We start from the raw sequence: 25,129 nt of genomic DNA, 5'->3' as shown, positions 1-25,129 counted from the left end.
ATAGCTTAACCATCGAATAACCGACGGTTTAGTCGCGAACTTTACCCCGCATGCTGAATGGAACCCGATTACGCCCAAATATCGTTTGCTGCGGTAAGAATGATAGGCATACCGTTAGTTACCATAATGGTGTGCTCATGCTGGGCAACATACCCGCCGCGGTTCCCTATCAAAGTCCAGCCATCTTCCTGCTGATCTGCATAGCTGGAGTGCGTAGCAATAAAAGTTTCAATGGCTACAATCGAATTTTTTTTGAAACGGGCGGTGTTATACTTATCATAACAGTTCAGTATATCATGAGGTTCTTCATGTAAGCTTCGCCCTACACCGTGCCCTGCAAGGTTCTTGATCACTTTATAACCAACTTGTTTGGCCTGCATTTCAATCAGCTTGCCTATATCCGCAATTTTTACACCACCTCTAATCTCACTGATAGCCTTTTTTAAAATTTGTTTGGAAACGTCAACCAGGGGTTGCAGCCGGTTTAAATCGCGGCCAAGTATAAATGAGCCGCCATTATCGGCCCAGAAACCGTTTAGCTCGGCAGACACATCGATATTGACCAGGTCGCCCTCATTCAAAATCCTGGCCTCGGTTGGAATACCATGCGCCACCTCGTTGTTCACACTGATGCAGGTCCAACCCGGAAAACCATAGGTTAGCTTTGGTGCCGACTTAGCACCCATTTGATTCAGGATATTACCCCCAAACTCGTCCAGCTCTTTGGTCGACATACCCGGCACGGCATGCTCACGCATCTGTTTTAACGTTTCGGCAACAGCATTGCTCACCTGTTTCATTCCAAATAATTCTTCCTCAGATGTGATTGACATGGTATTCTTTTTTTGCTCAAATATAGGGGTTTTACGGTAGGTAAGGGGCGTTTTGTGATCGGCAGGTGGCAAGGAATAGCATTGATCTATCTATTTCATGCCGCCATTGAAGTTGTTCCCAAGAGATCTCCCTGAAATTTTGTGGCCCGAATTATTTGTTTACAATGCCATGCTGAACAGCATACATGGCTAAACCTACCCGACTTTTTACCCCTAATTTGCGGAAAAGATTATCGCGGTAACCATCAACTGTTTTGGGGCTGATATTCATTTTATCGGCTATCTGGAGGTAGGTAAGCTCTGTACAGGCAAGTTTAATAAGTTTTAATTCGGTTTCTGTAAACGCTGTTTTGTCTATTTTGGAGGTATTACCTGCATTGGAATTTTTATCGTGTAATTGTTTGGTAATAATGTCTGATACAAAACCCGAATAAAAATACCCTTTATTTACAACAGCTTCAAGGGCTCTGTTTATATCCTCTACTTCAATATCTTTTGATAAATAGCCTTTTATCCCAAGGCGTAGCATCCTCAGCACCCCTTCTTCCTTTTCAAACATTGAAATTATTAAAACGGGTATATCCGGGTAACATTTGTTTAACCACTCAACCGCTTCGTAACCATTCATGTCCGGCATGTCAATGTCCATCAATATGATGTCGGGTAATTCGGCAATATTTATTTTAGATTTCAGATCCTCGCCGCTTTCGGCCTCAAACAAAATTTCATATTTGTTGCCCTTGTCGGCAAGAGTTATCAATTTGATAATGCCTTTACGAAACAGGTTGTGATCGTCTACAATTGCTAACTTGATTTTTTTGTCATACAACATCTGAAAAAGGTTTATGGTAATAGGTTTAAATATAATGGGGTATGTTAATTGCAACCATGCTGCCATCGCCAGGGCCGCTGCTAATTTCAACAGAAGCATTAATAAGCTTTGCTCTTTTGGTTATATTTAATAAGCCGGTACTTTCTTTCTCGGGCCTGTCCTTAAGTACTTCATCAATATTAAAACCAATGCCATTATCGGCAATTTTTAAGTTAAATGTTTCGGGCTGGTAATCAAGCTGTGTAGTTATTGTTGTAGCTTTTGAGTAACTGACTATGTTATTTAAAACTTCCTGGCAAAGGCGGAACAGGATGATTTCATGTTCGGGGCGAATCCTGTACTCTTCGCCTGTTTTTGTAAAAACTACATTGAACTTTTTTGTCTTGGCTATCCTGTTGAGTGCGTTATTTATGGCCGCAGGGAAACCAATATGCATTATATGATCTGTATTAAGGCTTGCGCTAAGTGCCTTTAGTTCAATTAGTAATTGCTTGGCTAAAGATTTTGTTTCCATTATTCCCTCTTTCATATCATCGGAGCTTTGCGGTAGTATAGCTGCAAGGTTTATGTTAATCAGCGATACAAGCTGGCTAAAATTTGCATGTAATTCTTTGGCAATATGGTCAAGCGTTTCTTCCTGAATTTCCAGCTTGGATTGCATCAGGGTTTGATTAAATGAATCTTTCATTTCCTGCATTTCATGTTGATGCCGATACCTTTTTTTTTGAGAAAGGAAAATATAATATATAACCACTGTGCTAAAAACAAATAGCAACAGCGTAGAAATACCTATAGTTAGTAAGCTGATTTCAGAAATTGAGGTTTGCATAGGAATGATATTAGGTAAAATGAATACATGAGCGTATCAAACGCCATATTGATTTTAAATAAAGAAAATGCCAGCGCCGGATTATGGCTGACGAGGTAGGGGAGAAAAATACAGAAAGGAAGAGAAGCAGAATAATAAATGAATGTGCCCAGCGAAATCCAGATTGCCGGATGCGAGTGAAGTACGATGATTTGCTTATCATGTAGCACCTGGTGAAAAAAGACAAGCGCGAAAATCACAAAGGTAAAATAGTAAGGAATTATGCTGTAGCTATTTAGTATGCCGGGGCTTTGAATAAAAAAGAAATTAAAAACGCCGAAACCGGCAAGTGGTAAAATTGCATAACGAATTGCTTTTTTGATTTTGGCGCTGGTAATAAGCCTGTAGTAAAACCCGGTGTAGAATAATAGCTGGACAGTTAAAAAAATATTATAGATCCATAAATTTGATTTTGGGAAATTCCAAAAAATAGTTTGATGAAGCCCCCATTTCCAGCTTATGGCAAGTATTTCAATCATAATGCTTGTTATCAGAAATAATGCGAAATACCGGTATGGTTTAAGCCATGCCAACCTGAAACTTCTCAGGCTGGCAACTACACTTAAGGTTAAAGGGATAAGGTATATATAATTATAACTAAGCAACTTTTGCACATACCAATATACATTATTATAATTTATAAAAAATAACTATTAATCGCAAATTGGCGGGCAGGGACTGCCCAAGTTGAACCCCTTTTGCGGGTTAAATAAGTTTTCGCCCAACGGCAATTCACCTCCCCGGGCCATGGCCGATCTTGTAGAAAATTCCGGCTCATTTTCCAGTATTACATTCTCATGGATAGTAAATTCGCCCGCCTGGATAGCGCGCGTCGGGTTCATGATAAGGCAAAGTTGGTGGGCAAAATTGGGGTGGGTAGCTTCGTACATGCCTAAAAAGATGCGCAGCCCATCGCCGCCGGCAATGTCAATTTCTTCCAATAATCCGGCTATATGATCGCGGGAGTACCATATGCTCCGGGTATCCGGTTTGCCAATAGCATTACTTAACAGGTTGTTTTTTTCGTTTAAAAAAGCCGAAGTTCTTTGGTCTGCCAGTTCCTGGCTGATAAAGAAAAAAGGTAAGGGTTTGTTAGCTTCCATAATTGCTGGGTTTTTGATTAATTAATAAAGTTTTTGCCAAGCTACAGCAAATCAATAATGCTAAATATCCGCTTAAGCAGATTCAGGAAAAAGCAGTTTACAATACAGGGTTTTTCCGGTAGCGTCAAAACGGATTCAGGAATTTTCCCCGGTATTTTCTACTCATAATCAGGTTTTTACCAAGTATTACTTGGTGCAACTTTGTAAAACAAAACCACATCATCACAATGAGCAAGGCACTTGTTATCGGAATTGACAACTATTTAGGCAACCCCCTGCACGGCTGCGTTAACGACGCCGTCGAAATTGCAAATTTAATGCGCAGGAACGCAGACGGTTCGATAAATATGGAGGTTGATTTGCAGGTAAATGTAGCCGCAGCCACCCCCCCGTCTACGTCATCAAGGGCATACCTGTTAAGTTTAATTACCGATCTTTTTCGTGGCAGCCGTTATTTATCGTTGTTATATTTTAGCGGGCATGGCTATGTCAATAACATGGGGGGTTTCCTGGTTACACCCGGTGCCCGTGAGTTTGACGAGGGTATTAAGATGGACGAAATTATACAGCTGGCTAACGCCTCTGAAGCCATGAACCGTGTAATTATACTTGATTGCTGCTTTGCTGGCGCCCTTGCCGAAGGCGATGCAGCTACCGGGATAAATATTTGCATTAAACAAGGAGTTACCATTTTAGCCGCCAGCCGTAAAAATGAAACTGCTATGGAAGCCGGCGGGCACGGCGTTTTTACCAATTTACTTATCCAGGCGCTGGCGGGTGGTGCGGCAGATATTGGCGGATATATTACCCCGGGAAGTATATATGCCTATATTGACCAGGCTTTGGGCGAAACCGGGCAACGCCCTGTTTTTAAAACCAACATTCTCCGTTTTATTTCTTTACGAAAAGTTAAGCCGCAGGTACCGGACGAAGTTTTACAAAAACTCATCGAATATTTCCCGGCATTTAACCAGGAGCACCAGCTAAATCCATCTTATGAGTATACCAATACCGAAAGTTGGGTGCAACTAAAAACACCGCCGTATGCGGATGAAGAAAATGTAAAAAAATTTAAGGCCCTGCAGAAGCTACAAAGCGCCGGTTTGGTAACACCTGTGGATTCGCCACATATGTATTTCGCGGCTATGGAGCATAAAACCTGCAGGCTTACTCCGCTGGGTTATCATTACTGGCGATTGGTGAAGGAGGGGAAGATTTAAGATATCGAAAACTATACTGAATATCTGAGCATGTACGAAATGCTGTTAAACTGCAATTTGCTACCCGATACTAATTATAAACATCTGTTAACCTTTAAAGTTATGCGTTCAAAAAAAGAGAAAGCCCAAATATGGGTGAATGGTTATGCAATAGCTGGGGCTGCCGCTGTTGCGGCAGCAGTATTTCCCGGAACTACTTCGGCTGCATTGATTGCAATTGAAGGCCATATGTGCTATATGATTGGCAAAATATACCGGGGCGACGATTACAGCATGTCTGAGGGAATAGCGGTTGCGGGGGTTATCGGGCTTGCAAGCGTTGGAGCTAAAATAGTTGCCCTTGAGGCATTAAATTTTGTTCCGTTTGCTGGCTGGATTGTGAAAGCTCCTGTTGCGGGAGGGGTAATTAAGGGATTAGGAGAGGTAATTATATCCCATTATGATAAACTGGATAATTAATCATTTGTAAGACAGCTTGTTTATCCGAAAAACTAAAATATCATAAAAATGGATTTTAAACCAAGTGTATTTATTGGCTACGCTGTGGAAGCAAGCGAAACTGCCGTGCTTGTAAAGGCGGGATTGGCTGATATAGCCGATTGTAAAGAGTGGATTCATGATTTTGATTTGGGTAAAAGCAATTATGAAAACCTGGTTACACATATAGCTTATTATGACTACGCCATAATGATTGCCCAGGGAGAAGACGTGATAATTTCACGCAAAAAAGCGGCAAAAGCGACGCGGGATAATGTTCTTTTTGAATTTGGATTATTTGCCGGCGGGTTGGGCCGGTCTAAAGTATTCTTTATCATGGAGCAAGGCACCCGGATCCCAACCGACTTGTACGGTATCTCATTGTCTTTGATACCCAACAAGTCATCACCTGATTTTGAGACGGCGGTAGCGCATAGCATAAGCCGCATAAAAGCCCACATTATTAATAAAGAAAAAACCTTTGATATTGGTTTTTTGCCCTCAACCGCGTTGGCATACGGCTACTTCAGCAATTTTGTACATCGAACAACCGAACGTTTGCTGACAGATAAACAGCAGCACAAGGTATTTACGCTGCAAAGCGGCGTAGATTTTAATATCAACACCATCGAATTTACCATACTGCTGCCCCATGATTTAAGCGACAACATGTTTAATAAAGTAAAAGCCAAAAGGCTGCGGGATAACTGGCAAAAGATGAAGCTTACTTCTGAAGATATCAGGGATTATGATTTTTCTATCGATACCTCAAAAGCGGTGCATGGCAATTTTCACCTGGTGGATATACCTTTCACGTTAAATGCCCTGTATAAGGCGATTGAAATATACTCGGCCAAGGAGCACATAGGCAAAACGGGAAAGGAGAGTATTCTTGAATACCGCGAGATCAGGAACTTTAAAAGAACCCTGGAGTACCTGATAAGTACCCATGCTATTACAACAGGCATAGTGAATATAGAAATTGTAAGTATTTAACTGTTTTATAATCCGATAATTTTTTGTGCCGGAAACTCGAAAAAGCAGGATGGGTTAAAAGCAACGGAACTATGTCGCAGAAGAGGTTGGATTTCCGGAGCTACAATCCGGACTTTAATTAACACACATTAAAAACAAAAAATCATTAAAATGGAAAACTATAACCCCACGCTGCTTGAAATTGTTCAAAAAGAAATTCAAGATTATTGCGCACAATCGTTAGAAATAAAAGGCATTGAAGATGCGGCAAGCAATCCCGATTTATTGAACAGGGACAATAACAAAATGATGATTATTGCCGGTCTTGAAAGTATTATAGATAATTGGCTGCCCAAATTAGAAGAGAAAGTATTGGAATTTGACGGTATAATTAAAATGTACACGGAAGACGGAATGGTTAATACAGCTACGCCATATAGCACTAAAAGGAGTGCCTATGTTAATATGGTTGCTATTCTAAAAGATCTCCTGGAAAATGAAGAATCTATCCTCAAAAAGTTGAAACGTGTTTTGAAAAGTTACGAAATAGGCTTTAACAATGGGTTGCACAACTACACAGAAAAAGTTTAGAACCAGCTAAAATCAGATATTATGGAAAACAAAAACTTGTGGAGCAGATTTGGCTGCTTTTTAACCGGCTATGAAATTAATTTGCTGAATGAGTGCAGTGCCAATAGCAGGGCAGCTGTAGCTAAATATACCTCGGCTTTAATAATAATTTCCTGCATCTGGGCATTTATAGGCTACTCATTTTGTACAAGATATATTGGTTTAGGCATTGTTGGTGGGGTTATCGGGGCCATTATAATGATGGTTTTAATTATACAAATTGAAAGGCAGATTATACTTGCTTTTAAGCCCAATTGGAGGCTTGCTTTTTTCAGGATATTTATCGCCATTTTAATGGCCGCCATTGGGTCTGTTATTACCGATCAGATTGTTTTTAAACAGGATATCGAAAATTTAAAGGCCACTTATGCAAGTATCAATCAATCGCTGAAAAATCAATTTGATGATTTTAAAACAGAAGCAACCAATAAAAAGAAACTGATACTTGACAATAACCTGGCGTTGAAAAAACAGGATTCTGCTGTCGATCTCAAAATTAAACGTACAAGTCCGGTTATAGTAACCGGCAAAACAAAAACAACGGATACCAGTAAAAAAAMGGTTGAACAACAAGTTTACGGAGCTAACCCACAGTTTGATCAGCTGCAAAACCAAAAGAAAAGCATTCATGACGACATCCAAAAAAACCATGATGAAATTAATGCTATAGACGGCTCTCTTGAAGCTAAAAACCTCGACCTAATTAAAAAAATGAAGCCCGACAAAAAAGGTTTTTTGAATGAAATAGACTTGTTATTTAATTTCATTTTTGAAGAGTCCAGTTCAAAAATGCCCATGATTGTTTGGCTTTTCTTTTTGTTGTTTTTTTTAGGAGTTGAGCTATTTGTTCTGCTAACAAAATCGTCAAAAGATAAAAATGATTACGAATTATTGGTTTTATATCAACAAGCAAAGCATGCCGAAGACTTGGAAGAGCGACGGAGATTGGAGCAGGAACGAATTGCTATCCGGAAGAAAAATTCTGATGGTTATAAGGATAATTAAAATATGTTAAATAAGTAGTATTTGATCTCCCGTTGCCGCTCACGCCTTGACCAGGTAACGGATTTGTAAATCCGATATGAGTTTCATTCGCGATTTTGTGCTTTTAAATTAAGCGATAGAGATATGGGTTAACCATTGCAACAATGATCCATCCTAAGGGCATGGTGCGTACTAGCAGCGGACACAAAAGGCTGGAGTTTGCGACAGCGAAGGGCAAACCTTGCAGTAGCAGGCCACCCGTTGCTGCAGAACCGGCTCTGCATGTAAGGAATTAAAAAAACTTTTGCATAGCTATAATGATGACACATGCAGGGGTACAAGAATGAGCTTTGAATTAAACATCCGGAAAATAGTTTTAATTTGCAGCAAATAGTGAACCTAAACAAATGCATTACGCGTTAATTACCTACGGAACAAGGGGAGATGTGCTGCCTTATATAGCCCTATCATTGGGGTTAATGGAAAAAGAGCACCAGGTTACGCTGCTTGCCCCTCAAAATTTCAGGGAACTTGTTGAAAGTTATGGAATTAAATTTCATCCGCTTTATGGTGATGCCGAAAAACTGCTATATACGCCCCAGGCATTAAAGGTGCTTAAATCAGGAAATACGTTTTCGCTAATGCGGTATATGCAAAAGGGCGGGCGCGAAATTCAGGCCGGGGTGAGCCGGGATGTTTTAAAAGGCTGCGAGCAGGCCGATGTTTTAATTTCGAATGTATTATCTATTATTTGGGTGCAGGCAGTTGCAGAAAAATTTAAAAAAAAGTGGGGAATTGTACAGCTTAATCCTCCTTCGGTTCCTACCAAAGCATTTCCGTTTGCCGGGTTTGCTTTATTTGATTTTCCTTATTATAACCAGTTTACGCATCACCTTGTGCGGCATTTTTTCTGGAGATTTAATAAAAAGGACCTGAATGTATTTCGGCAGAGCCTGGGCTTAAAGCCTTGCGAAACATCCCCTCTTGATAAGGTAGTTAAAGACAATATCTTAAACATCCACGGTTTCAGTCCCCGGTTAATTGCCCGGCCTTCAGATTGGAACACCAACAGCCTTGTAATCGGGTTTCTTTTTGTACCAAAAGCAATCAGGGAAAAGCAGGATACCGAAAAAAACCGCGACGAATTAATAAATTGGTTAAATGCCGGCGAAAAACCAATTTATATAAGTTTTGGAAGCATGCCGGTTCCTAACCCCGAGTTGTTAGGTGATATTTTAAATGAAATTATTGCCATTACCGGCTTAAGGGTCATCTTTTGCAAAGGATGGTCGGTTGTGTCAAATCTTAAAGCTCATGCCAACTTATTCGAAGTAAGCTATATTAATCATGAATGGCTTTTTCCTCAATGCAAATGTGCGGTTATTCATGGCGGGGCCGGAACGGTTGCTGCTGCATTAAAAGCAAAGCTGCCGTTAATTATAGTTTCTGTTTTTGGCGACCAACCCTGGTGGGGAAATATCATCGAGAAAAAGCAGTTGGGGATACATATACCTTTTAAGCAACTCACTACTAAAAAACTGTTAAACGCCGTAGAACTTGTTAAACGCCCGGAAGTAATTAAAAATATAGATGCTATTGCCGAAGAAATTAAAAAAGAAGACGGTTTAAAGGCTACCGTAAACGCTATAGAACAATATTTTATTTAAAAGCCCCCGACAGCCTGTAAATAATAATTGGCAGTTTGTACGATGATGCACTTTGCTGCGCTAGAATTAAGTGTGGGATGCCAAATTATTCCGGCATCCCCTCCCAATTGATTCCGCCCACAAAAAATCTTGATACTTGTTACTTGATACTATCCTTCTCCAGCGGTTTGCGATGCCAGTAGTTGGCCAGTAATGATCCGGTGACGTTCATCAGCGGGCCAAATACCGCGGGGGCCAGGCCTACCGTCGCGATTTTCCCCATAGCTTTTGCCAGCCCGGAAGCAAGGCCGGCATTTTGCATGCCTACTTCTATGGCCATGGTACGACAATCGCGTTCGGGCATTTTAAATAACCGGCCCGCCCAATAGCCCAGGGTATAACCCAATAAATTGTGAATAAGCACCAGCAATACCAGCATAGCGCCAATATTTAATAAACTGTTTCGGCCGGCGGCAGTAATAATTACGATAATAAACGCGATGCCAAACATTGATATCAATGGCATCAGCGTTTCCAGCCATGCGGCCCGTTTAAGCAGGTATTTATTAAAAAGAATACCGGCTGCGATAGGTAAAACAACAATTTTTGTAATATCCCACATCATGCCAAGCGTATCTATTTTAATAAACGCGCCGCCAAGCAGTTTCATAAGCAGTGGCGTAAAAAACGGCGCCAGCATGGTAGATACTGCGGTTATGGTAACAGACAACGCCAGGTTGGCCTTTGCCAGGTACGAGATAACATTGGAGGCCGTACCGTTTGGCGAACACCCCACGAGGATTAAGCCTGCGGCAATCTCTGGCGGAAAGCCGCTTAATTTGGCCAGCGTGAAGCCCAGCAGCGGCATTATCAAAAAATGGCTGCCAACACCTATGAATACGCCCTTGGGCATTTTAATAACACCGGCAAAATCTTTAATACCCATAGAGGTGCCCATCCCGAACATAATGAGTTGCAGCAGCGGCGTAATAAGCCCCGACAGCTTAAAGCCTTTTACTTCAACAAAATATTGTGGGTAGTATAATGCCGCAGTAACTGCCGCGAAAATAATAAGCGTAAAGGTGAGTCCCTTTAACAGCTCCCATCCGCGGCATGCTATAGATAGCATGATAAAGAATGCGATAATAAACGGGCCGGCATGCGCAATGCCATCCCGGTAAATTTGCCAGGTTGCAGCAAGCGCACAAAGCACGGCAGTACCCGCAATGAGTTTATAGATAACGATATTTTTCAACTGTTTAAATTTAGTGTTATGTTAATCGAGTAACGATTGATAGTCTTTACTCGAATGGCTTAAGCTCTAAGTTAAAAAGATTAAATCTAACTTTTGACTTAAGACTTAGTACTGCTAACTTGGCATTAGGTTATAATTTGGTTACCAGGTACGTTTTTCCATAAAGGCATCTAATTGCGCCTTGGTCATTTTCATTTTTCCGGGATTTTGATCAAGCCATTTCATAAATGCATCTTTCACCTGGCTGGTCCATTGGCTGTCAATTTCGCCGGTGGCAAACCTGCCCGATTTAAGCATGGCATGTCCAAACTCGTCGCGCAGGGCAATGAATTCGGCAGTAGCCACCACTTTTTCGGCCAAATGCGCCGGAATAAAAAGCACGCCTTCTTTTTCGGAGATAACCAAATCTCCGGGCAGCACTACAGCGCGGCCTATGCGTATGGGCGTGTTAAGCCCCATTAATACCATTTCTTCAAGGTACGATGGATCAAAGTCGCGTACAAAAGCATTAAAGCCATGTATTTCTTTAAGGCCCTGCAAGTCGCGCGCCGAACCATCAAAAATAACACCGTTACCCGATTTGCTGAAAATGGAGTTGCCCAGGTTATCGCCAATAAGCGTGCCCCCTTTAACTTTGCCAAAGCCATCGGCAACATACACATCGCCTTTGGTTAAGGTTTCTATCGGCCAGGCATTGGTATTGCCTTTTCGCCCCTGTTTATTGCCCCGGTCTTTTATGTTTTTTTCTATATCGGGGCGGCTTGGCATAAACATGGCTGTTACGGCCCGGCCAACAACTGGCAAGGTATCGTTAACCAGTTTCCACCCACCTTCAAACTGGTTATTATAACCTTCGTTTTTTAATACCGTCCAGGCTTCCTCAATACCTATTTTTTTTGCTCTTTCTATAATATCATCCGGAATTTTGGGCCGGCCATCGGCAAAGCGCCCGCCTTTCCACTCCGATGTGTAAAACACCAGTTCGTCTTTTGAAATGGTTTGCGCCCGGGCGTTGCTGTAACAGCCTATGCCGACAAAAAGCCCCAGGATTAAAAGTTTACAGTATCTCATAACTTTTATTAAAACAGGATAATATTAATTAATGATTTTCGGTTATTAATACGGTTTGCGGATTTTTGGTATTAATTTTTGGCTGGTATATGGGGGATGCTATCCCGTTAAGGTCATAAACTATTTTACCCGCCCTGATGGTGAGTTCGCACACCAATTTTTTGCTGGCCTCCACCTTGTAACCTGTATAATCAAACAACCCGAATTTGCCATCAACAATACTTAAAATAGCTACATCGGCGCCCGAGCCTACCGATAAATTTCCCAACTCCTCGTGTTTTATCTCTTTCGCAGGGTTTGATGTACATGCCTGTATCACATCGTGCAGTGGCATACCCATAGCTAAAAATTTGGTCATGCAGGTAAGCATATCCTTCATGGCATCATTCATACTGCCCACATGTAAATCGGTGCTGATGGAATTTGGGAAAAATCCCTCTTTGGCGGCTGGCAGCGCCTGCGAATAAGCAAAGCTGATATTGCCGTAGCCCACGTCAAAAGCAATCCCCCGTTTCCGGGCTTCGTATACAAAAGGTTTTACTTTTTTAGTCGCCGGGTCAACAATAGGTTCGCGGTCATTAAACTGGCCGAAGCAATGGGTGAAAATGTCGCCTGGCCTAAGGTGTTTCAAAAATAATTCTTCAATGGGTAGTGGCGGGATGCTGCCGCCAAAATCAATCATCACGGGTATTCCTCTTGCCGCTGTACCGGCCTCTACCGCACGGTCGGTAGGTGTCCAATCATGACCTTCGTAATGGGCCAGTTTGATGCCTACAATGATATCTTTATATCTCCGGGCAACCAAGGCAGTCATCCGCGGATCCATATCATTCAGGTCTTGTTCGTAATCGCCGCGCATGCCTTCGCCAACAATGTTTAAAAACGCCAGCACCCTTGTCCTGGAATTATCAATAGTTTGCGTTTTAAAGGTCGGAAATGTTCGCCAACCCGAGCTGCCTGCATCAACAACCGTAGTTACACCATTCCTGAAAGTAAATCCATCGGGTGCCAGGCCCAGGTTCCCGTTTTCGTATTGATGATCGGGCTGGGTACCGCCAAAATTATGGGTATGGATGTCAATTAATCCGGGCACTACATACATGCCCTTGGCCTCAATTACATCTGCCGCCTGTTTGGCGTCGATATTTTTGGATACCAGCGCTATTTTATTGTTGATAATAGCAATATCCATTACGGCGTCGATATCATTTTTAGGATCAATCACGTGGCCATCCTTAATCACAATATCATACGACTGCGCCATTACCGCCGTGCTTAATACGCTTAACAGCACCAATAATAAGAAGTAGGTTTTTTGCATTTTGGGTTAAGTATTTAAATCATAATAAAGTATTGCAGGTTTAATTTTTGACAGGCCGATGTAGGTTGAGCGGATAATTTTATCAGATGGCTTGCTGCAAAATGGACTTTACTTTTGCAGCTACAATATCAACCTGGTCTGGCCGCAAAAGCACCACGCCGATAGTAAGGCGATTGCCTTGGCCATTGGCTACTATACTTGGCGTGCCATTTTTTAAGGCGATTACTACCTGCTCGGGCGTAATTTTAATTTTGCTGTTGTCCCAGGTAACATTAAGGCTTGGGTAGGCATTAGCCGGGCCGGGGTCAACTACTGTTTCGGTTTTAACACTGTGCAGGGTTTCCAGTTGTGTGCCGATATATTTGGTGCGCTGCATCCAGTCTTCCCACTCTTTTTTATGGTCCCGTTCAAGGTAGGCCTTCAGCGCGGCGTACATGGCAAACATTTCTTCTTTGTTTACTTTCATAGGCCGGCCAATGGGCGCCTCATTAGGGCTGTGGTTAAGGCGGGCGGCTGTAATAAGGTCTTTACGGCCGAAAAGCAAGCCTGCGCTCTGCGGCCCGCGTATCATTTTGCCACCCGAAAAGGTCACGAGGTCGAAACCGATTTTCTGAAACTTAAACAGGTTTTCAACCGGCGGCACATCTGCCGCGGCATCCAAAAAGGTTGGTATGTTGTGCCGTTTGGCGATAGCCACAAAATCGGCGTGCGTAATACTGCTTTTTTCGGCGGCGTTAAAAAACAGGGCCATTACCGTTTTATCATTAACAGCTTTCTCCATTTCGTCCGGGCCTTCAACCTCAATAATTTTGGCGCCGGTGGTGGTTACGGCCTGGTCAAACAGGTACCTGTGCGTTTTTTGCATAATTACCTCGGGCCGCGGCCCTGGCAGGTTAGGCAACAGCTTTATTTTTTCATGATCGGTACCGGTTATGGCAGCCGCAGTACCCAGTAATATGGCACATGCCGCTCCCGATGTAACCATGGCCGACTCTACATGCAGCATTTCGGCAATTTTCGCCCCAACTTTATCCTGTAACTCGTACATGTTGGCAAAATCGTGCGATGTTGAATTGATGGCCTCCAACACTTCCGGCAACATCAGCGAACCGGATAAAAAAGTCATGGTTACGGATGCGTTTATCACCGGTGTAACACCAAGCTCTTTAAACAGATCGCGCACCGGCTTTTTTGCCGGGGAGGAGGGGAGCCTAACGGCTGCCTTGCTAACCAGGCTGCCGGTTAGGGGTAATAGGGTAAGGCCCTTGAGTATGTCTCTGCGTTTCATTTTTTGATTATTATATGTAAGCGATACAATCCATCTCAACAAGCGAGTTGCCCGGCACACCACCCTTAGCTACCGCAACGGTGGTACGTACCGGCGGATTTTTGCCAAAGCGGCCTTTGTAAACCTCGTTCATGCCCTGGTAGTCGGCAATATCATTCAGAAACACGGTTACTTTGAGTACTTTTTCCATCGATGAGCCGGCTTTTATGAGTTCTTTTTCCAGCTCTTTAAGTACAATTTCGGTATGGGCTTTAATCTCGAAGGGCTCAACGTGGGCGCCTTTTCCGGCTATAAAAACCATGTTGCCCAGTTTGGTCGAGCCGGAAAACAAGGGCACATCCTGAAACGATGTTACATTGTTAGCTACCTTTTCATCGGCAGGCGCGGCTATTGCGTCTTTGCTTAATCCGAATACGGATATGCCCACTGCCGAGGCCAGTATCCTTTTTAAAACAGATCTTCTTTTTTCCATGTTATTTTTATTTTGTGTAATGGGGTGTATGTTGTTTTAGTTATTGTTAGCGCGATTTATTTGTGGTTGCCACCATCCAGCCAAATCCCATAAATAAAAACAAAGCCGCCGCACCGGTAAGCTTCAATAAACGCGAGCCAAAATAACGCGAAGCAGCAGCCGAAGCCTTCCCTGTGCCTTTAGTATTATTCATGCAAACAATAAATTTTATGTACAAATCCGGATATACAACGCCTGCTATCAGATAAAACCTGACAATCATCAAGGGGAGTGGCGATTGCCTGGCTTGTATCTGATTATATATTTCCTATTACACATGACTACCGGTAGTTTATCCCTCCGAAAGATTGAAATATTTACGCGCTGCCCGGTTTTTAGTTAAACAGAAGGGCTTTGGAGATATTGAATTAATATTTTGAAAATAAGAAACTTGTTGTATGTTTGTACTATATGTATAGTACAATAGTATTTTAACATGATTAAATTTAAATTAGACCCTAAAACGGGTACCCCGTTTTACCGGCAGATAATTGACCAGATCACGTTTGGCATAGCTGCGGGAAACCTGAAAACAGGCGAACAATTACCCACTGTGCGTTCGTTGGCTGTGGATTTAAAGGTAAACCTGAATACGGTTGCCAAAGCTTACAAAGAGCTGGAAATTCAGGATATTTTAGAAACGCAGCAGGGTACAGGCACATTTATAAGCGAAATAAGGATCCAGATAACTGAAAAGGAGCGAAGCGCCAAATTAAAAGAGATCTGTAACGAATTTTCGTCCATTGCATTCAGCTATGGTTTTTCGACAGACGACATTATTAATCAACTTAAAAAACAATAATATGATAAGTAGTAAAAAGAATACCAAGTTGGGCGTTAACCCAATTGCAGCCGTGATATTTGTTGTATTAACAGCGGGCGCTATTGGTTTGTATTATTTGGAATGCATTAACGCTTTAACCCTGGGGCTGTTGCTGATAGCTTCGTTGTTTTTGGCCAACTCGGTGCATATAGCCGATCAGTGGGAAAAAGCTATTGTTTTACGCATGGGTAAATATACCGGGCTACGTGGCCCGGGCTTATTTTTCACCATTCCACTGGTTGACAAAATAGATAATTATATTGATCAGCGGGTTAGGGTTACCGAGTTTAAAGCCGAGCAAACGCTTACCAAAGATACCGTGCCCGTAAATGTTGATGCCGTAGTGTACTGGACTGTATGGGACGTTGAAAAGGCCGCGCTTGAAGTGCAGGACTACGAGGTGGCTATTGCCTACATAGCGCAAACAGGATTAAGAGATGTAATAGGAAAACATGAATTGGCCGAGCTGTTGCAGGAGCGCGATAAGGTGACGGATTTACTGCAAAGAATACTGGATGAGCATACCAACCCCTGGGGCATAACCTGCCAGAATGTGGGCATCAAAGATATTGTTATCCCTCAGCTATTAGCCGATGCCATGAGCAAGGAAGCCCAGGCCGAAAGAGAACGCAGGGCAAGGGTAATACTGGGCACTGCCGAAGTGGAAATTGCCGAAAAATTTGCGGTGGCAAGTGAACAATATATCAATAACCCGGTGGCCTTACACCTAAGGGGGATGAACATGTTATTTGAGGGCCTGAAAGAAAAAGGATCGATGGTGATAGTGCCAAGCTCGGCATTGGATTCCATGAACCTGGGCGCTATGGGCGGATTGATCTCCTTAGCAAAATCAAACGAACCTAAGCAGGACGTGTAAACTTTCATAAAACTCAATGTTCAGTTAATTCCATAGCTATTACTAATGCAGGCTGGGGGGAGTTTGGGGTTTTGTGCTTTACATGCGGTATTGTGAGTTGTATGCGGGCGCATAGATTTGGGGCCAGCAACTAAGGTTTTGTATTTTTTTCAATTCTATCAATAACTCATTAACCAAATTGTATCTTTAACTATCTAAACTTTATATATGAAACAGGCTGTAAAAATATTTGTAGAAAAATACCTCAACGCTATTAGTGAAAATAATGCAGCTATATTTGCCGGTGCAGGGCTATCGGTACCCGCCGGCTTTGTAAATTGGAAGGAATTACTGAGAAAGATAGCCGAAGAACTGGAGCTTGATATAGATAAGGAGGATGATCTTATTTCAATAGCTCAATATTATGTGAACCAGGCAGGCGGGCAGGGGGCTATTAATCAAACAATTGTAAATGCGTTTAGCAAGGGTGTGGCGCTTACGCCAAATCTGAAATTGTTGGCGAAATTGCCAATAGGCTATTATTGGACAACAAATTATGATGATTTAATAGAACGGGCTTTAGGCGATGCCAATAAATCGGCCGACGTAAAGCTTACGCCCGAAAATTTGGCTATAACGTTGCCGAAAAGGGACGCTATTGTATATAAAATGCATGGCGACAAGAGCCTGCCTGATAAAGCCGTACTTACCAAAGGACATTATGAGGACTACAACGTAACGAGGCAGCTTTTTACTACAGCATTGCAGGGCGATTTAGTTTCGAAAACATTTTTATTTATAGGTTTTAGCTTTGAAGATCCTAACCTGAGTTATATATTGAGCAGGATCAGGATTTTACTCGGGAATAACCAACGTGATCATTATTGTTTTTTTAAACAACCGCAACTTTCAGATTATAAAAAAAAGCTTGGGGAGATAGAAGGCGAAAAGGCCTGGGCATATGACTGTTTAAAATTAAACTACAAGGTGAGGGACCTTACAAGATATTCAATAAAAGCGTTGTTAATTGATGATTATGCCGAAATTACAGACACGCTTACCCTGCTAAATAAAAAACTTAAACGGAAAAAGATTTTTATTTCCGGTGCTGTGGCCAACTATGGAACTTGGGGAAAAGACAGGACAGACAGATTCGTATTCGATTTATCGTATAAAATTGCAGCAAGTAATTACAAAATTATATCTGGTTTCGGCTTGGGTATAGGAGATACGGTAATAAATGGGGCGCTCACATACCTGTATACCACCAAATACCAGCACCTTGATGAGGTAATTGCTATGGTTCCCTTTCCCCGGTTTGCACCGGATGGAGTAGATATTAAAGAATTGAAGCAAAAGCACCGGGAGGAGCTCACCGCGCAATCGGGTATTAGTATATTCATATTCGGCAATAAATATATTGATGGTGTATTGACCGAATCTCCTGGCATGATGATAGAATTTGATGCGGCATGGGAACATGATAAAAACAGGTCGGTGCCCATACCTATTGGTGCAACCGGGAATGCTGCAAAAATAATATGGGATATCGTAAATGCCGATCCAACGACATATGGTTATGATACCCCGGAACTGCTTACTTTGTTACAAAAGCTAAATGACGAGACTGCTACCAGTTTACAGCTGATTGATACGGTAATGGCTGTAATAGGGTTACTTCAATAATTCAACGCAATCATTAAAACAGGTTGAAACGGAGTTTGTAAAAAAGAGCATCTTGGCCGAGGAAACCGAACCATATTTAAAAGTGTTGCCTTACACTTTACTACGCCCTTGTTGGTGTTCCCGACCGGAGGGGTGTTTTTTACGCAGCCGCCTGCCTGTTGTATTTGTGCTTATAATCGGCGGGCGACAAACCGGTGAACTTTTTAAACACCGCCCTGAAAGCCTTAACATCATTATAACCCACCTGGTACATTATCTCGTTTACATTTTTTGATGAGTTTTCCAGCTGCTTTTTAGCCGCTTCTACCTTCACCCGCTGAATGTATTCGGATGGGGTGTTGTTGGTGGCTTTTTTAAAACGGCGTTCAAAATGGCGGCGGCCGATGGCAAACTGGTCGGCCAGGCCATCTACAGAAAGTTTCCCGGTGTAATTATGCTCAATAAATTCCTGTGCAAGCTTAATGGGTTCGTCCTCATGCTTTTTTTGCCCGTTAAACATGACAAATGGCGACTGGCTTTTCCGGTCGATCTCGATAGCGAAAAACTTAGCCGCCATAATGGCCAGTTCCCTGCCGGTATATTTTTCAATAATGTGCAGCAACAGGTTCCAGTAAGAGCTGGCGCCGCCGCTTGAGTAAAGGCCGTCAATTTCGGTAATGATGGTACCATCGGTCATGGCCACTTCCGGGAACATGGCCCTGAACTCGTTGCCCGACATCCAATGGGTAGAGCATGATTTTCCGTTAAGCAACCCGGTAGATGCCAGCAGGAAAGCACCAAGACAAAGAGAAGCCACCTCGGCGCCATTTTTATATTGGTTGATAATCCAGGGCACAAAATCCTTGTTCAGCTCAACCATGGCCTTCATATCGCCCGATAGCGCCGGGATAACCACCAGGTCGGTTTTTTTAAGGTCGCTTATCAGCACATCCGTATTAACCGCGAAAGCGCCGTTGTTGAGCGGTACCTGGGCGGTTAGGCCCACTAATTGAACCTCAAACGCGGGCTGTTTACCGGCGCTAACCAAAAATTGATTAATAGCGGTGAACATATACCGCGGATCGACGATTGCAGACGGGACGGCCTCATAGGGCACCAGTATCGAAATGTGTTTCATGTTGATCAAATCTAAGCAATCAAAAAATAAAAGTCGCATTTACACCCTGCAGATGTCAAATACGTGCAGTACTTATTTGTTTACGCCACACTACCTTTGAATTAACAAAATCACCAACAAAAAAATATCATTATGGAAACCACAGTATCACCAACTACGGCAGCCGCGCCTTCAAAATCATCATTGTTAACCGGGCGTATCATCAGCGTTATCTGCATTTTATTCCTGCTGTTTGATGCTATCGCCAAAATCATAAAAGAAAGCCACTCGGTAAAAGGTACCATTTTTTTGGGCTACGGCGAAAATATGGTACAGGTAATAGGAGCTATACTCCTGGTTTGCACCGTCATCTACATCATTCCGCGTACTGCTGTTTTGGGCGCTATTTTAATTACCGGCTACCTGGGTGGCGCAGTAGCTATCATGATCAGGGTTGGCCAGCCCGCCTATTTCCCTATAGTTTTTGCCATACTGGTATGGCTAAGCCTTTACCTGCGCGATGGAAAAGTAAAAAGCCTGTTCAACTTTGGCGGTAAGTGGTAAATCGGGGAACCGGTTTTAAAATAATTCGGGCAAAGACGCAAAGAAAATGACGCAAAGAAAAATAAGGAGTTGCTTTGCGACGTAGCGTCCTGGCGAGAAAAAATCAAAAAGCGGTTCCCCTAATCATATATGGCCTGTAGATAATAATTATAATAAAAAATGAGGGAGTTGGTGGCATCGGTAAATGTAACTTTAGATGGCTTTATGGCCGGGCCCGATGGCAGCCTTGACTGGCATTTTAAATACTGGGACAGCCAGCTGTGCGAAAGCCTGTGCCGGCAACTGGCCCGGGCAGATACCATTTTATTAGGTGCCCGCACCTATGAAGCCTTCGCCAACTACTGGCCCGCAAAAGCCAACGACCTGCTGATGGCCAAAGAAGATATTGTAATGGCCGAACTGATGAACCGGCACACCAAAGCGGTAGTATCCAAATCAATCCACCTTACCCCCTGGTGCAATACCATCCTGCTAAAAGGAAAGCTAAAAAAAGAGATAGACCAGTTAAAAGCCCAGCCGGGCCGGGATATTATAGTTTTGGGGAGCGGACAGCTGGTATCATCACTCATGAAGCTAAACCTGGTGGATAGGTACGAGCTTTGGGTGCACCCGGTAGTAATTTCTACCGGGAAACGTTTGTTCCCCACCCTTAGCCATAATTTACAAATGCGGTTAACCAACACGCTGGTATTTTCGTCGGGCATTGTGCGGTTGAGCTATGCTTATGAAAAAGCGGGTGAGCAGATGCATGTTGTTGGGTTATCGGCATAAAACTTATTATTTGTATGCAAATCCGGGATGTGCAATTGCATCCGGGTTTTGTATATTTTTGCTAAAGCTATGGGATAACTTGAAACAACAACAAGTCCTAAAAATATTCCGTATACTCAGCATGTGGGCACACAAGCCTGGAGGCAGCGGGAAGTGCTTGCGGCAGCCGGGAGCCTGTTTTATTGAAAAGTTTTATCGAGGAGATTACGAAGACTTTTTGTCATGGCTACTATAATTCCGATACAATAGGCAAATTGTTTTTTATAAGGCAGATGTCAGATTTTTTTTAATTCGATCGCCGTTTATCCCAATATACTTAAACACGTTCCCATAAATTCAGCGCTTGATTAAACACCCCGCTACTTGTCAAATAATTTTAATCCTATTTTTGTATTGTGTGAAACTTGGCATCGAATTCAACACTTCTTTTGTTTTTTCATTCAAAACCCAAATATCAAGTAGCTCTTTTTTTCTAACCAACTCACCAATTATGTTTTGCTTATCAAATCCAAGCAAAGAACCAAAATATTTCGGATTTTCATACTGTTCATAAAGCTTGAAGTTACAATATGTATGCAGGAATCTTATGTATCGAATAGGAAATATCGAATTAGGATACTCTAAAAGTTCAATAAAAATAGCCCTTTTTCTATATGGCGAAAATTTATTTTCGATTTTTTTGAATGCCAATTTAKCGGTATAGGCCTCTTGTTCCATGTCTTGCCACGAATCCCGCATGCAACATCCGCAAAAATCAAGTTCAGGTGAGATAAAAGGTGTGAAGGCAAATGAATTAGGATTAGGAACCGTATATTTTTGATTGCAATGCTCACACGTGAAATTATCATAAATGGCAAAAAGTGGAAGCTTGATAACATTTTTACAAGTTTTGCAACTATATACTCCCAAGTTAACAAAAAGGAATTTTGTATTGCATTTTGGGCACATTATTAATTGATCTGTATCTTGGTAGGTAACTTGGATAGTTTGATTGCAAGAGTTATTACTGCAACGTATTATTTTCCTCATAACATTTGCCTATCATTTATTTAGTAAATCAGCAATTTCATCTTTTATAAGTACAACCGCGGCTTCCCTTATATTGGTTCTTTTAGAAACTTCAAAATTATCAGCCTCAAGAAAATCTTCTATAGTTTTAAAATTTTTAAGCAAATTCTTTGCTTCTTCTTCTTTAAATTTGACCCCAAGTTTTATCAGTAAACTTGMATTTAACGCTTTACAAGTTCTTTTTTGTATTAACTTTAGAATTTCGCTGCTCGATGGATTCCCGTTTTTTTCAATGGCTTTTCTGATTTTATCTGTAATACTTAGAATATCATCATTAATACTTCCATACTCGATATAAATATTGTCATTAAAATCGCTTGGTATATTTTTTGCTTCATTATTTCGAAGTGCAAATACTGGTTTCTCCTCTTCATTTGTAAAATGGACAGCACCTAGTTCCATCATTACATTTTCGTTTAACTCACTAATCTCGGATATAAATGCATCCGCCAGTTTTATGTGTGATTTAATACTTTTTACCTTTTTATTATCAAGCATAACATCTCTTGCAAGTGTTACTTCAAAAAAGTAGGGCTCGGCTTCAAAGATACTTTTAACGGCTAATTCTATTTTTCTATATTCTTCTTTGAAAGGCGTCATCATAAAGAGCCTTATGGGGAGACATTTATTTGCCGCTACTTCAATAGGTTGAGATATATCCTGCGATAGTATACCAAGTGGTTGTATAGTAATATTAATTAAACTCTTAAGAACGGTAGTAATTGAATTGAAAATTAGATGTGTTTCAGATTTTCCTAAGGTAGGCATAGCCGACATGTAAGAAATATGGAAAAGAGCAGAACATATTAGAGTTTGAGTTTCAAACGGAGTTTGAGCCAACATTTGTACAAGGTCGCTTGAAGCATTCAAATAGAATGAAACACCTGCATTTGCGACGTTGCCACTTCTCAGCATTTTTTCGATACCTTCGAGGTCGTAATCGTCGAAATCTTTTATGCCAAAATCTTTCATCTTTTTAACTTTCCGCAATAGGCCTTCTCTTAACTCGTTAATATTGTCATTTTCTACTAACATGGCTGGAATATGAGATGGCTCATAATTTCTTATTTCTGCCTTGATGTTATTAAGAGCACAAGCCTTTATAAGGCTATCGAAATTTATACTATCATCGGGGATTTTAAATATGTGATCAGCAAGCTCATTGAAGTTTTTTAATTGATAAGGTTTAATGTCACAGACAGCTTTTATGAACAAATAATCTTGTCTAGAGCAAAGAGAAAGGACTGGTACACCAGTAGAATCTGAAACTTGGTTTGCAGAAAATTCTTGATGTGATTTGTCATAATAAAACAGAGTATTTTTAAGTCCGGTATATTTTTCAATAATTTTCAAGTACTGAACAATTGTATATTTTCCATTTCGTACTCTTATATATAGTTTATCCCAAACGGACTCTAAAAACAATGGGTATTCAGCGGCAGATTCTTTTATCGTGTCATCATGAGGACCTATGATTTTCCAATAGTTTTCGTCCGTAAAATTATGAAGCTCATGAAATTCATCAATTATTTTATTAGCAATGAATTCTTTTACATCGGCGCTGTTAGTATCGACCTTAAAAACATTTCCAGAAACGATTCGTCTAATTTTATTCGAATTGATTACGCCATTAATGAATTTTGCCCATTCTGGTAATAATTGATTGAAATCTTCCATAACAAACATTCTTTTTACGTAAATTTCAATTGAAGAATGTTCTTGGATAAATGATCTTGGCGGTATCCATAGCACCCCTTGTAAATCTAATTTATCAGGTGGACTATAAATTGGAATGACTAGTAAAGGCTTGTAATCGGATTTATTTTTAACATATTCTTCCCAATCATTTTTTTTGCTCGTCCCAGGTTCGTCCCATGCTTTAAATTTACATGACAATAACTCATTCTCGAAATAAACATGAATTGGTAAGATACTTGCATATTTAACGACGCTGTTTCTAATTGATTCCGAATCGATATAATAAGAAGCTACCGTTTCTGTCTTTAAAACACAAGTTAAAATTGTTCCGCTATTACTTTCAGGTAGATTCCATTTTAATTGAGCATTTTTATATTCTAAAGAAGTAACGGTATTGATGGTAGCTATAGATTCTCCATTTTTATATCTCCAACACAATGGAACCTGGTCTTTTTTCTTACTCCATATTGTAACATCGTCTCCTGCAGCTAAAGCTGATAAAAAGCCCACGCCATATTCACCTATAACTTGTAAATTTCTAGGATTCCCAATTTCATCCCGATTGACAACTTGTTTTTGTAAATCCCTTTTTCTTGATTTAGCGAAATTATTAAGTTCATTGATTAAATCATTTTTATCCATTCCCACCCCAGTATCAAATACCACTAAAGATCGAGTGTTTTGATCGAACTTTACGATGATCTTGTCTTTGAAAATGTCGATTTCGCCAGCTTCAACATGTTTTTTTGTTATGGCGTCATGAGCATTTTGGATCAACTCTTTTACCGTCGCACCAAATTCGTCATATAAAGCTTCTCCAAATATTTCTATTAATCCAGCTATATCAACATTTAATTGAACATTTTGGACTTGGTCATTTTTATTAGACATATAATTTTTATTTGGGTTTGTCGACAGTGTAACAACAAACTAATCAAGAAGTTAAATTATAATAAAAATTGCATATTTACAATCGAGGCCCATAATAAAAAAATAATTATTTTTACGAGCCGCCGGAAAAGGAAGATGTCAACTTTATTATTCGGATATATGTTTGAAAACTATATGGCAGTTATTTTCAAGGTATTCAAACGCTTTTGTTATTCTTAAGCTTCTTTTCAATATACTTCAAATAAGTTCTTAAATAGCTTTGATAGAAACAAGTAAATATCTTGTTAATAAAGGATTTGAACTGTTGCAAAAAGTTGTGTAGTCATATTTAAAATAATAAGATATTTTAAGTTCTGCTAGCGTGTGGCTGGTAGTACCATCCCATATATCTCAGATTAAAGTAGCTAGTTTCTTAATTAGTAAGGTTTAAGCGTATCTTTAGGAGTCGAGATTATAGCACTGTTACATGCTTAGATAGCGAAAGCTGTCGCTTTGTATCTTGCATCCAAAGAACGCCCTGTGAGCTATCAGTCAGTTTAGTATCAAGAAGGAGAAAAACAGACGAGGAATTTAGTATCATGTATACAAATTTTAGCCCGGATTTTATTTGCCAAAGTCCGAAAGTCAAAAAATCTTGCTCCAAAGTCCATTAGTCCCAAAGC

Annotated in this window: 25 protein-coding genes; 11 read left to right on the top strand and 14 right to left on the bottom strand. The window is 41.0% G+C overall.

Annotated features, from left to right (window positions below; translation table 11 throughout):
• Nucleotides 1–68: 68 nt before the first annotated feature.
• The 5 genes from map to AC1DV1_RS21955 all read right to left on the bottom strand — a co-directional run bounded on the left by map (nt 69) and on the right by AC1DV1_RS21955 (nt 3,636).
• Entirely contained in the window at nt 69–833 is a 765-nt protein-coding gene (gene map, locus AC1DV1_RS21975) for a type I methionyl aminopeptidase (RefSeq protein WP_477363464.1), read from the bottom strand.
• Between the two features lie 151 nt (nt 834–984).
• Nucleotides 985–1,665 carry a response regulator gene (locus AC1DV1_RS21970; protein WP_477363461.1) on the bottom strand — a complete coding sequence of 227 codons (681 nt, stop codon included), beginning with the start codon at nt 1,663–1,665 and terminating at the stop codon, nt 985–987.
• A gap of 25 nt (nt 1,666–1,690) precedes the next feature.
• Nucleotides 1,691–2,353 carry a sensor histidine kinase gene (locus AC1DV1_RS21965; protein ID WP_477363456.1) on the bottom strand — a complete coding sequence of 221 codons (663 nt, stop codon included), beginning with the start codon at nt 2,351–2,353 and terminating at the stop codon, nt 1,691–1,693.
• 107 nt (nt 2,354–2,460) lie between these two features.
• A complete protein-coding gene (locus AC1DV1_RS21960; RefSeq protein WP_477363453.1) occupies nt 2,461–3,012 on the bottom strand; it encodes a hypothetical protein in 552 nt (183 codons plus the stop codon).
• Between the two features lie 174 nt (nt 3,013–3,186).
• Nucleotides 3,187–3,636 (bottom strand): hypothetical protein, encoded by a 450-nt coding sequence (locus AC1DV1_RS21955; protein ID WP_477363450.1) that lies wholly within the window; start codon nt 3,634–3,636, stop codon nt 3,187–3,189.
• Between the two features lie 227 nt (nt 3,637–3,863).
• Here AC1DV1_RS21955 and AC1DV1_RS21950 point away from each other — a divergent pair, with 227 nt between their 5' ends.
• The 6 genes from AC1DV1_RS21950 to AC1DV1_RS21925 all read left to right on the top strand — a co-directional run bounded on the left by AC1DV1_RS21950 (nt 3,864) and on the right by AC1DV1_RS21925 (nt 9,589).
• Entirely contained in the window at nt 3,864–4,856 is a 993-nt protein-coding gene (locus tag AC1DV1_RS21950; protein ID WP_477363447.1) for a caspase family protein, read from the top strand.
• Nucleotides 4,857–4,958: 102 nt separating this feature from the next.
• The gene (locus AC1DV1_RS21945; RefSeq protein ID WP_477363444.1) at nt 4,959–5,315 is read left to right on the top strand and encodes a hypothetical protein; all 357 of its coding nucleotides are present in this window, start codon (nt 4,959–4,961) and stop codon (nt 5,313–5,315) included.
• Nucleotides 5,316–5,363: 48 nt separating this feature from the next.
• Nucleotides 5,364–6,329 carry an STING domain-containing protein gene (locus AC1DV1_RS21940; protein WP_477363441.1) on the top strand — a complete coding sequence of 322 codons (966 nt, stop codon included), beginning with the start codon at nt 5,364–5,366 and terminating at the stop codon, nt 6,327–6,329.
• Nucleotides 6,330–6,479: 150 nt separating this feature from the next.
• Nucleotides 6,480–6,899 (top strand): hypothetical protein, encoded by a 420-nt coding sequence (locus AC1DV1_RS21935; RefSeq protein WP_477363437.1) that lies wholly within the window; start codon nt 6,480–6,482, stop codon nt 6,897–6,899.
• A gap of 21 nt (nt 6,900–6,920) precedes the next feature.
• Nucleotides 6,921–7,943 carry a DUF4407 domain-containing protein gene (locus AC1DV1_RS21930; RefSeq protein ID WP_477363433.1) on the top strand — a complete coding sequence of 341 codons (1,023 nt, stop codon included), beginning with the start codon at nt 6,921–6,923 and terminating at the stop codon, nt 7,941–7,943.
• A gap of 386 nt (nt 7,944–8,329) precedes the next feature.
• Nucleotides 8,330–9,589, top strand: coding sequence for a glycosyltransferase (locus tag AC1DV1_RS21925; RefSeq protein WP_477363430.1), 1,260 nt, complete (start codon nt 8,330–8,332; stop codon nt 9,587–9,589).
• Nucleotides 9,590–9,728: 139 nt separating this feature from the next.
• On the opposite strand, the gene AC1DV1_RS21920 is transcribed toward AC1DV1_RS21925, so the two are convergent.
• From AC1DV1_RS21920 to AC1DV1_RS21895, 6 genes are all read right to left on the bottom strand, one after another.
• Nucleotides 9,729–10,823, bottom strand: a complete 1,095-nt coding sequence (locus AC1DV1_RS21920) for a bile acid:sodium symporter family protein (RefSeq protein WP_477363427.1) — start codon at nt 10,821–10,823, stop codon at nt 9,729–9,731.
• A gap of 141 nt (nt 10,824–10,964) precedes the next feature.
• Entirely contained in the window at nt 10,965–11,894 is a 930-nt protein-coding gene (locus AC1DV1_RS21915) for an RraA family protein (protein ID WP_477363424.1), read from the bottom strand.
• A gap of 28 nt (nt 11,895–11,922) precedes the next feature.
• Nucleotides 11,923–13,215 carry an amidohydrolase/deacetylase family metallohydrolase gene (locus AC1DV1_RS21910; protein WP_477363421.1) on the bottom strand — a complete coding sequence of 431 codons (1,293 nt, stop codon included), beginning with the start codon at nt 13,213–13,215 and terminating at the stop codon, nt 11,923–11,925.
• 82 nt (nt 13,216–13,297) lie between these two features.
• Nucleotides 13,298–14,503, bottom strand: coding sequence for an aminotransferase class V-fold PLP-dependent enzyme (locus AC1DV1_RS21905; RefSeq protein ID WP_477363418.1), 1,206 nt, complete (start codon nt 14,501–14,503; stop codon nt 13,298–13,300).
• 10 nt (nt 14,504–14,513) lie between these two features.
• Nucleotides 14,514–14,975: a RidA family protein gene (locus tag AC1DV1_RS21900; protein ID WP_477363415.1), complete on the bottom strand. Its 462-nt coding sequence runs from the start codon at nt 14,973–14,975 to the stop codon at nt 14,514–14,516.
• Nucleotides 14,976–15,021: 46 nt separating this feature from the next.
• Nucleotides 15,022–15,168 carry a hypothetical protein gene (locus tag AC1DV1_RS21895; protein ID WP_477363411.1) on the bottom strand — a complete coding sequence of 49 codons (147 nt, stop codon included), beginning with the start codon at nt 15,166–15,168 and terminating at the stop codon, nt 15,022–15,024.
• A 282-nt stretch (nt 15,169–15,450) separates the two neighbouring features.
• On the opposite strand from AC1DV1_RS21895, the gene AC1DV1_RS21890 reads away from it, so the two are divergent.
• From AC1DV1_RS21890 to AC1DV1_RS21880, 3 genes are all read left to right on the top strand, one after another.
• Entirely contained in the window at nt 15,451–15,816 is a 366-nt protein-coding gene (locus AC1DV1_RS21890) for a GntR family transcriptional regulator (RefSeq protein WP_090643767.1), read from the top strand.
• A 1-nt stretch (nt 15,817) separates the two neighbouring features.
• The gene (locus AC1DV1_RS21885; RefSeq protein ID WP_477363408.1) at nt 15,818–16,714 is read left to right on the top strand and encodes a slipin family protein; all 897 of its coding nucleotides are present in this window, start codon (nt 15,818–15,820) and stop codon (nt 16,712–16,714) included.
• 207 nt (nt 16,715–16,921) lie between these two features.
• Nucleotides 16,922–18,379 carry an SIR2 family protein gene (locus AC1DV1_RS21880; RefSeq protein ID WP_477363405.1) on the top strand — a complete coding sequence of 486 codons (1,458 nt, stop codon included), beginning with the start codon at nt 16,922–16,924 and terminating at the stop codon, nt 18,377–18,379.
• Nucleotides 18,380–18,518: 139 nt separating this feature from the next.
• On the opposite strand, the gene AC1DV1_RS21875 is transcribed toward AC1DV1_RS21880, so the two are convergent.
• Nucleotides 18,519–19,496, bottom strand: coding sequence for a GlxA family transcriptional regulator (locus tag AC1DV1_RS21875; protein WP_477363402.1), 978 nt, complete (start codon nt 19,494–19,496; stop codon nt 18,519–18,521).
• A gap of 132 nt (nt 19,497–19,628) precedes the next feature.
• Here AC1DV1_RS21875 and AC1DV1_RS21870 point away from each other — a divergent pair, with 132 nt between their 5' ends.
• Nucleotides 19,629–20,039: a DoxX family protein gene (locus tag AC1DV1_RS21870; RefSeq protein WP_477363400.1), complete on the top strand. Its 411-nt coding sequence runs from the start codon at nt 19,629–19,631 to the stop codon at nt 20,037–20,039.
• Nucleotides 20,040–20,198: 159 nt separating this feature from the next.
• Nucleotides 20,199–20,810, top strand: coding sequence for a dihydrofolate reductase family protein (locus AC1DV1_RS21865; RefSeq protein ID WP_477363397.1), 612 nt, complete (start codon nt 20,199–20,201; stop codon nt 20,808–20,810).
• A 366-nt stretch (nt 20,811–21,176) separates the two neighbouring features.
• Here AC1DV1_RS21865 and AC1DV1_RS21860 read toward each other — a convergent pair whose 3' ends face one another.
• Both AC1DV1_RS21860 and AC1DV1_RS21855 read right to left on the bottom strand, forming a co-directional pair.
• Nucleotides 21,177–21,839 carry a hypothetical protein gene (locus tag AC1DV1_RS21860; protein WP_477363394.1) on the bottom strand — a complete coding sequence of 221 codons (663 nt, stop codon included), beginning with the start codon at nt 21,837–21,839 and terminating at the stop codon, nt 21,177–21,179.
• Nucleotides 21,840–21,851: 12 nt separating this feature from the next.
• Complete coding sequence (locus AC1DV1_RS21855) at nt 21,852–24,467, bottom strand: ATP-binding protein (protein ID WP_477363391.1); 2,616 nt, start codon at nt 24,465–24,467, stop codon at nt 21,852–21,854.
• Nucleotides 24,468–25,129 lie beyond the last annotated feature (662 nt).

This window comes from Mucilaginibacter sp. P4_D1 (genome assembly GCF_056401935.1).
This window is presented reverse-complemented; position numbering and strand designations above follow the sequence as displayed.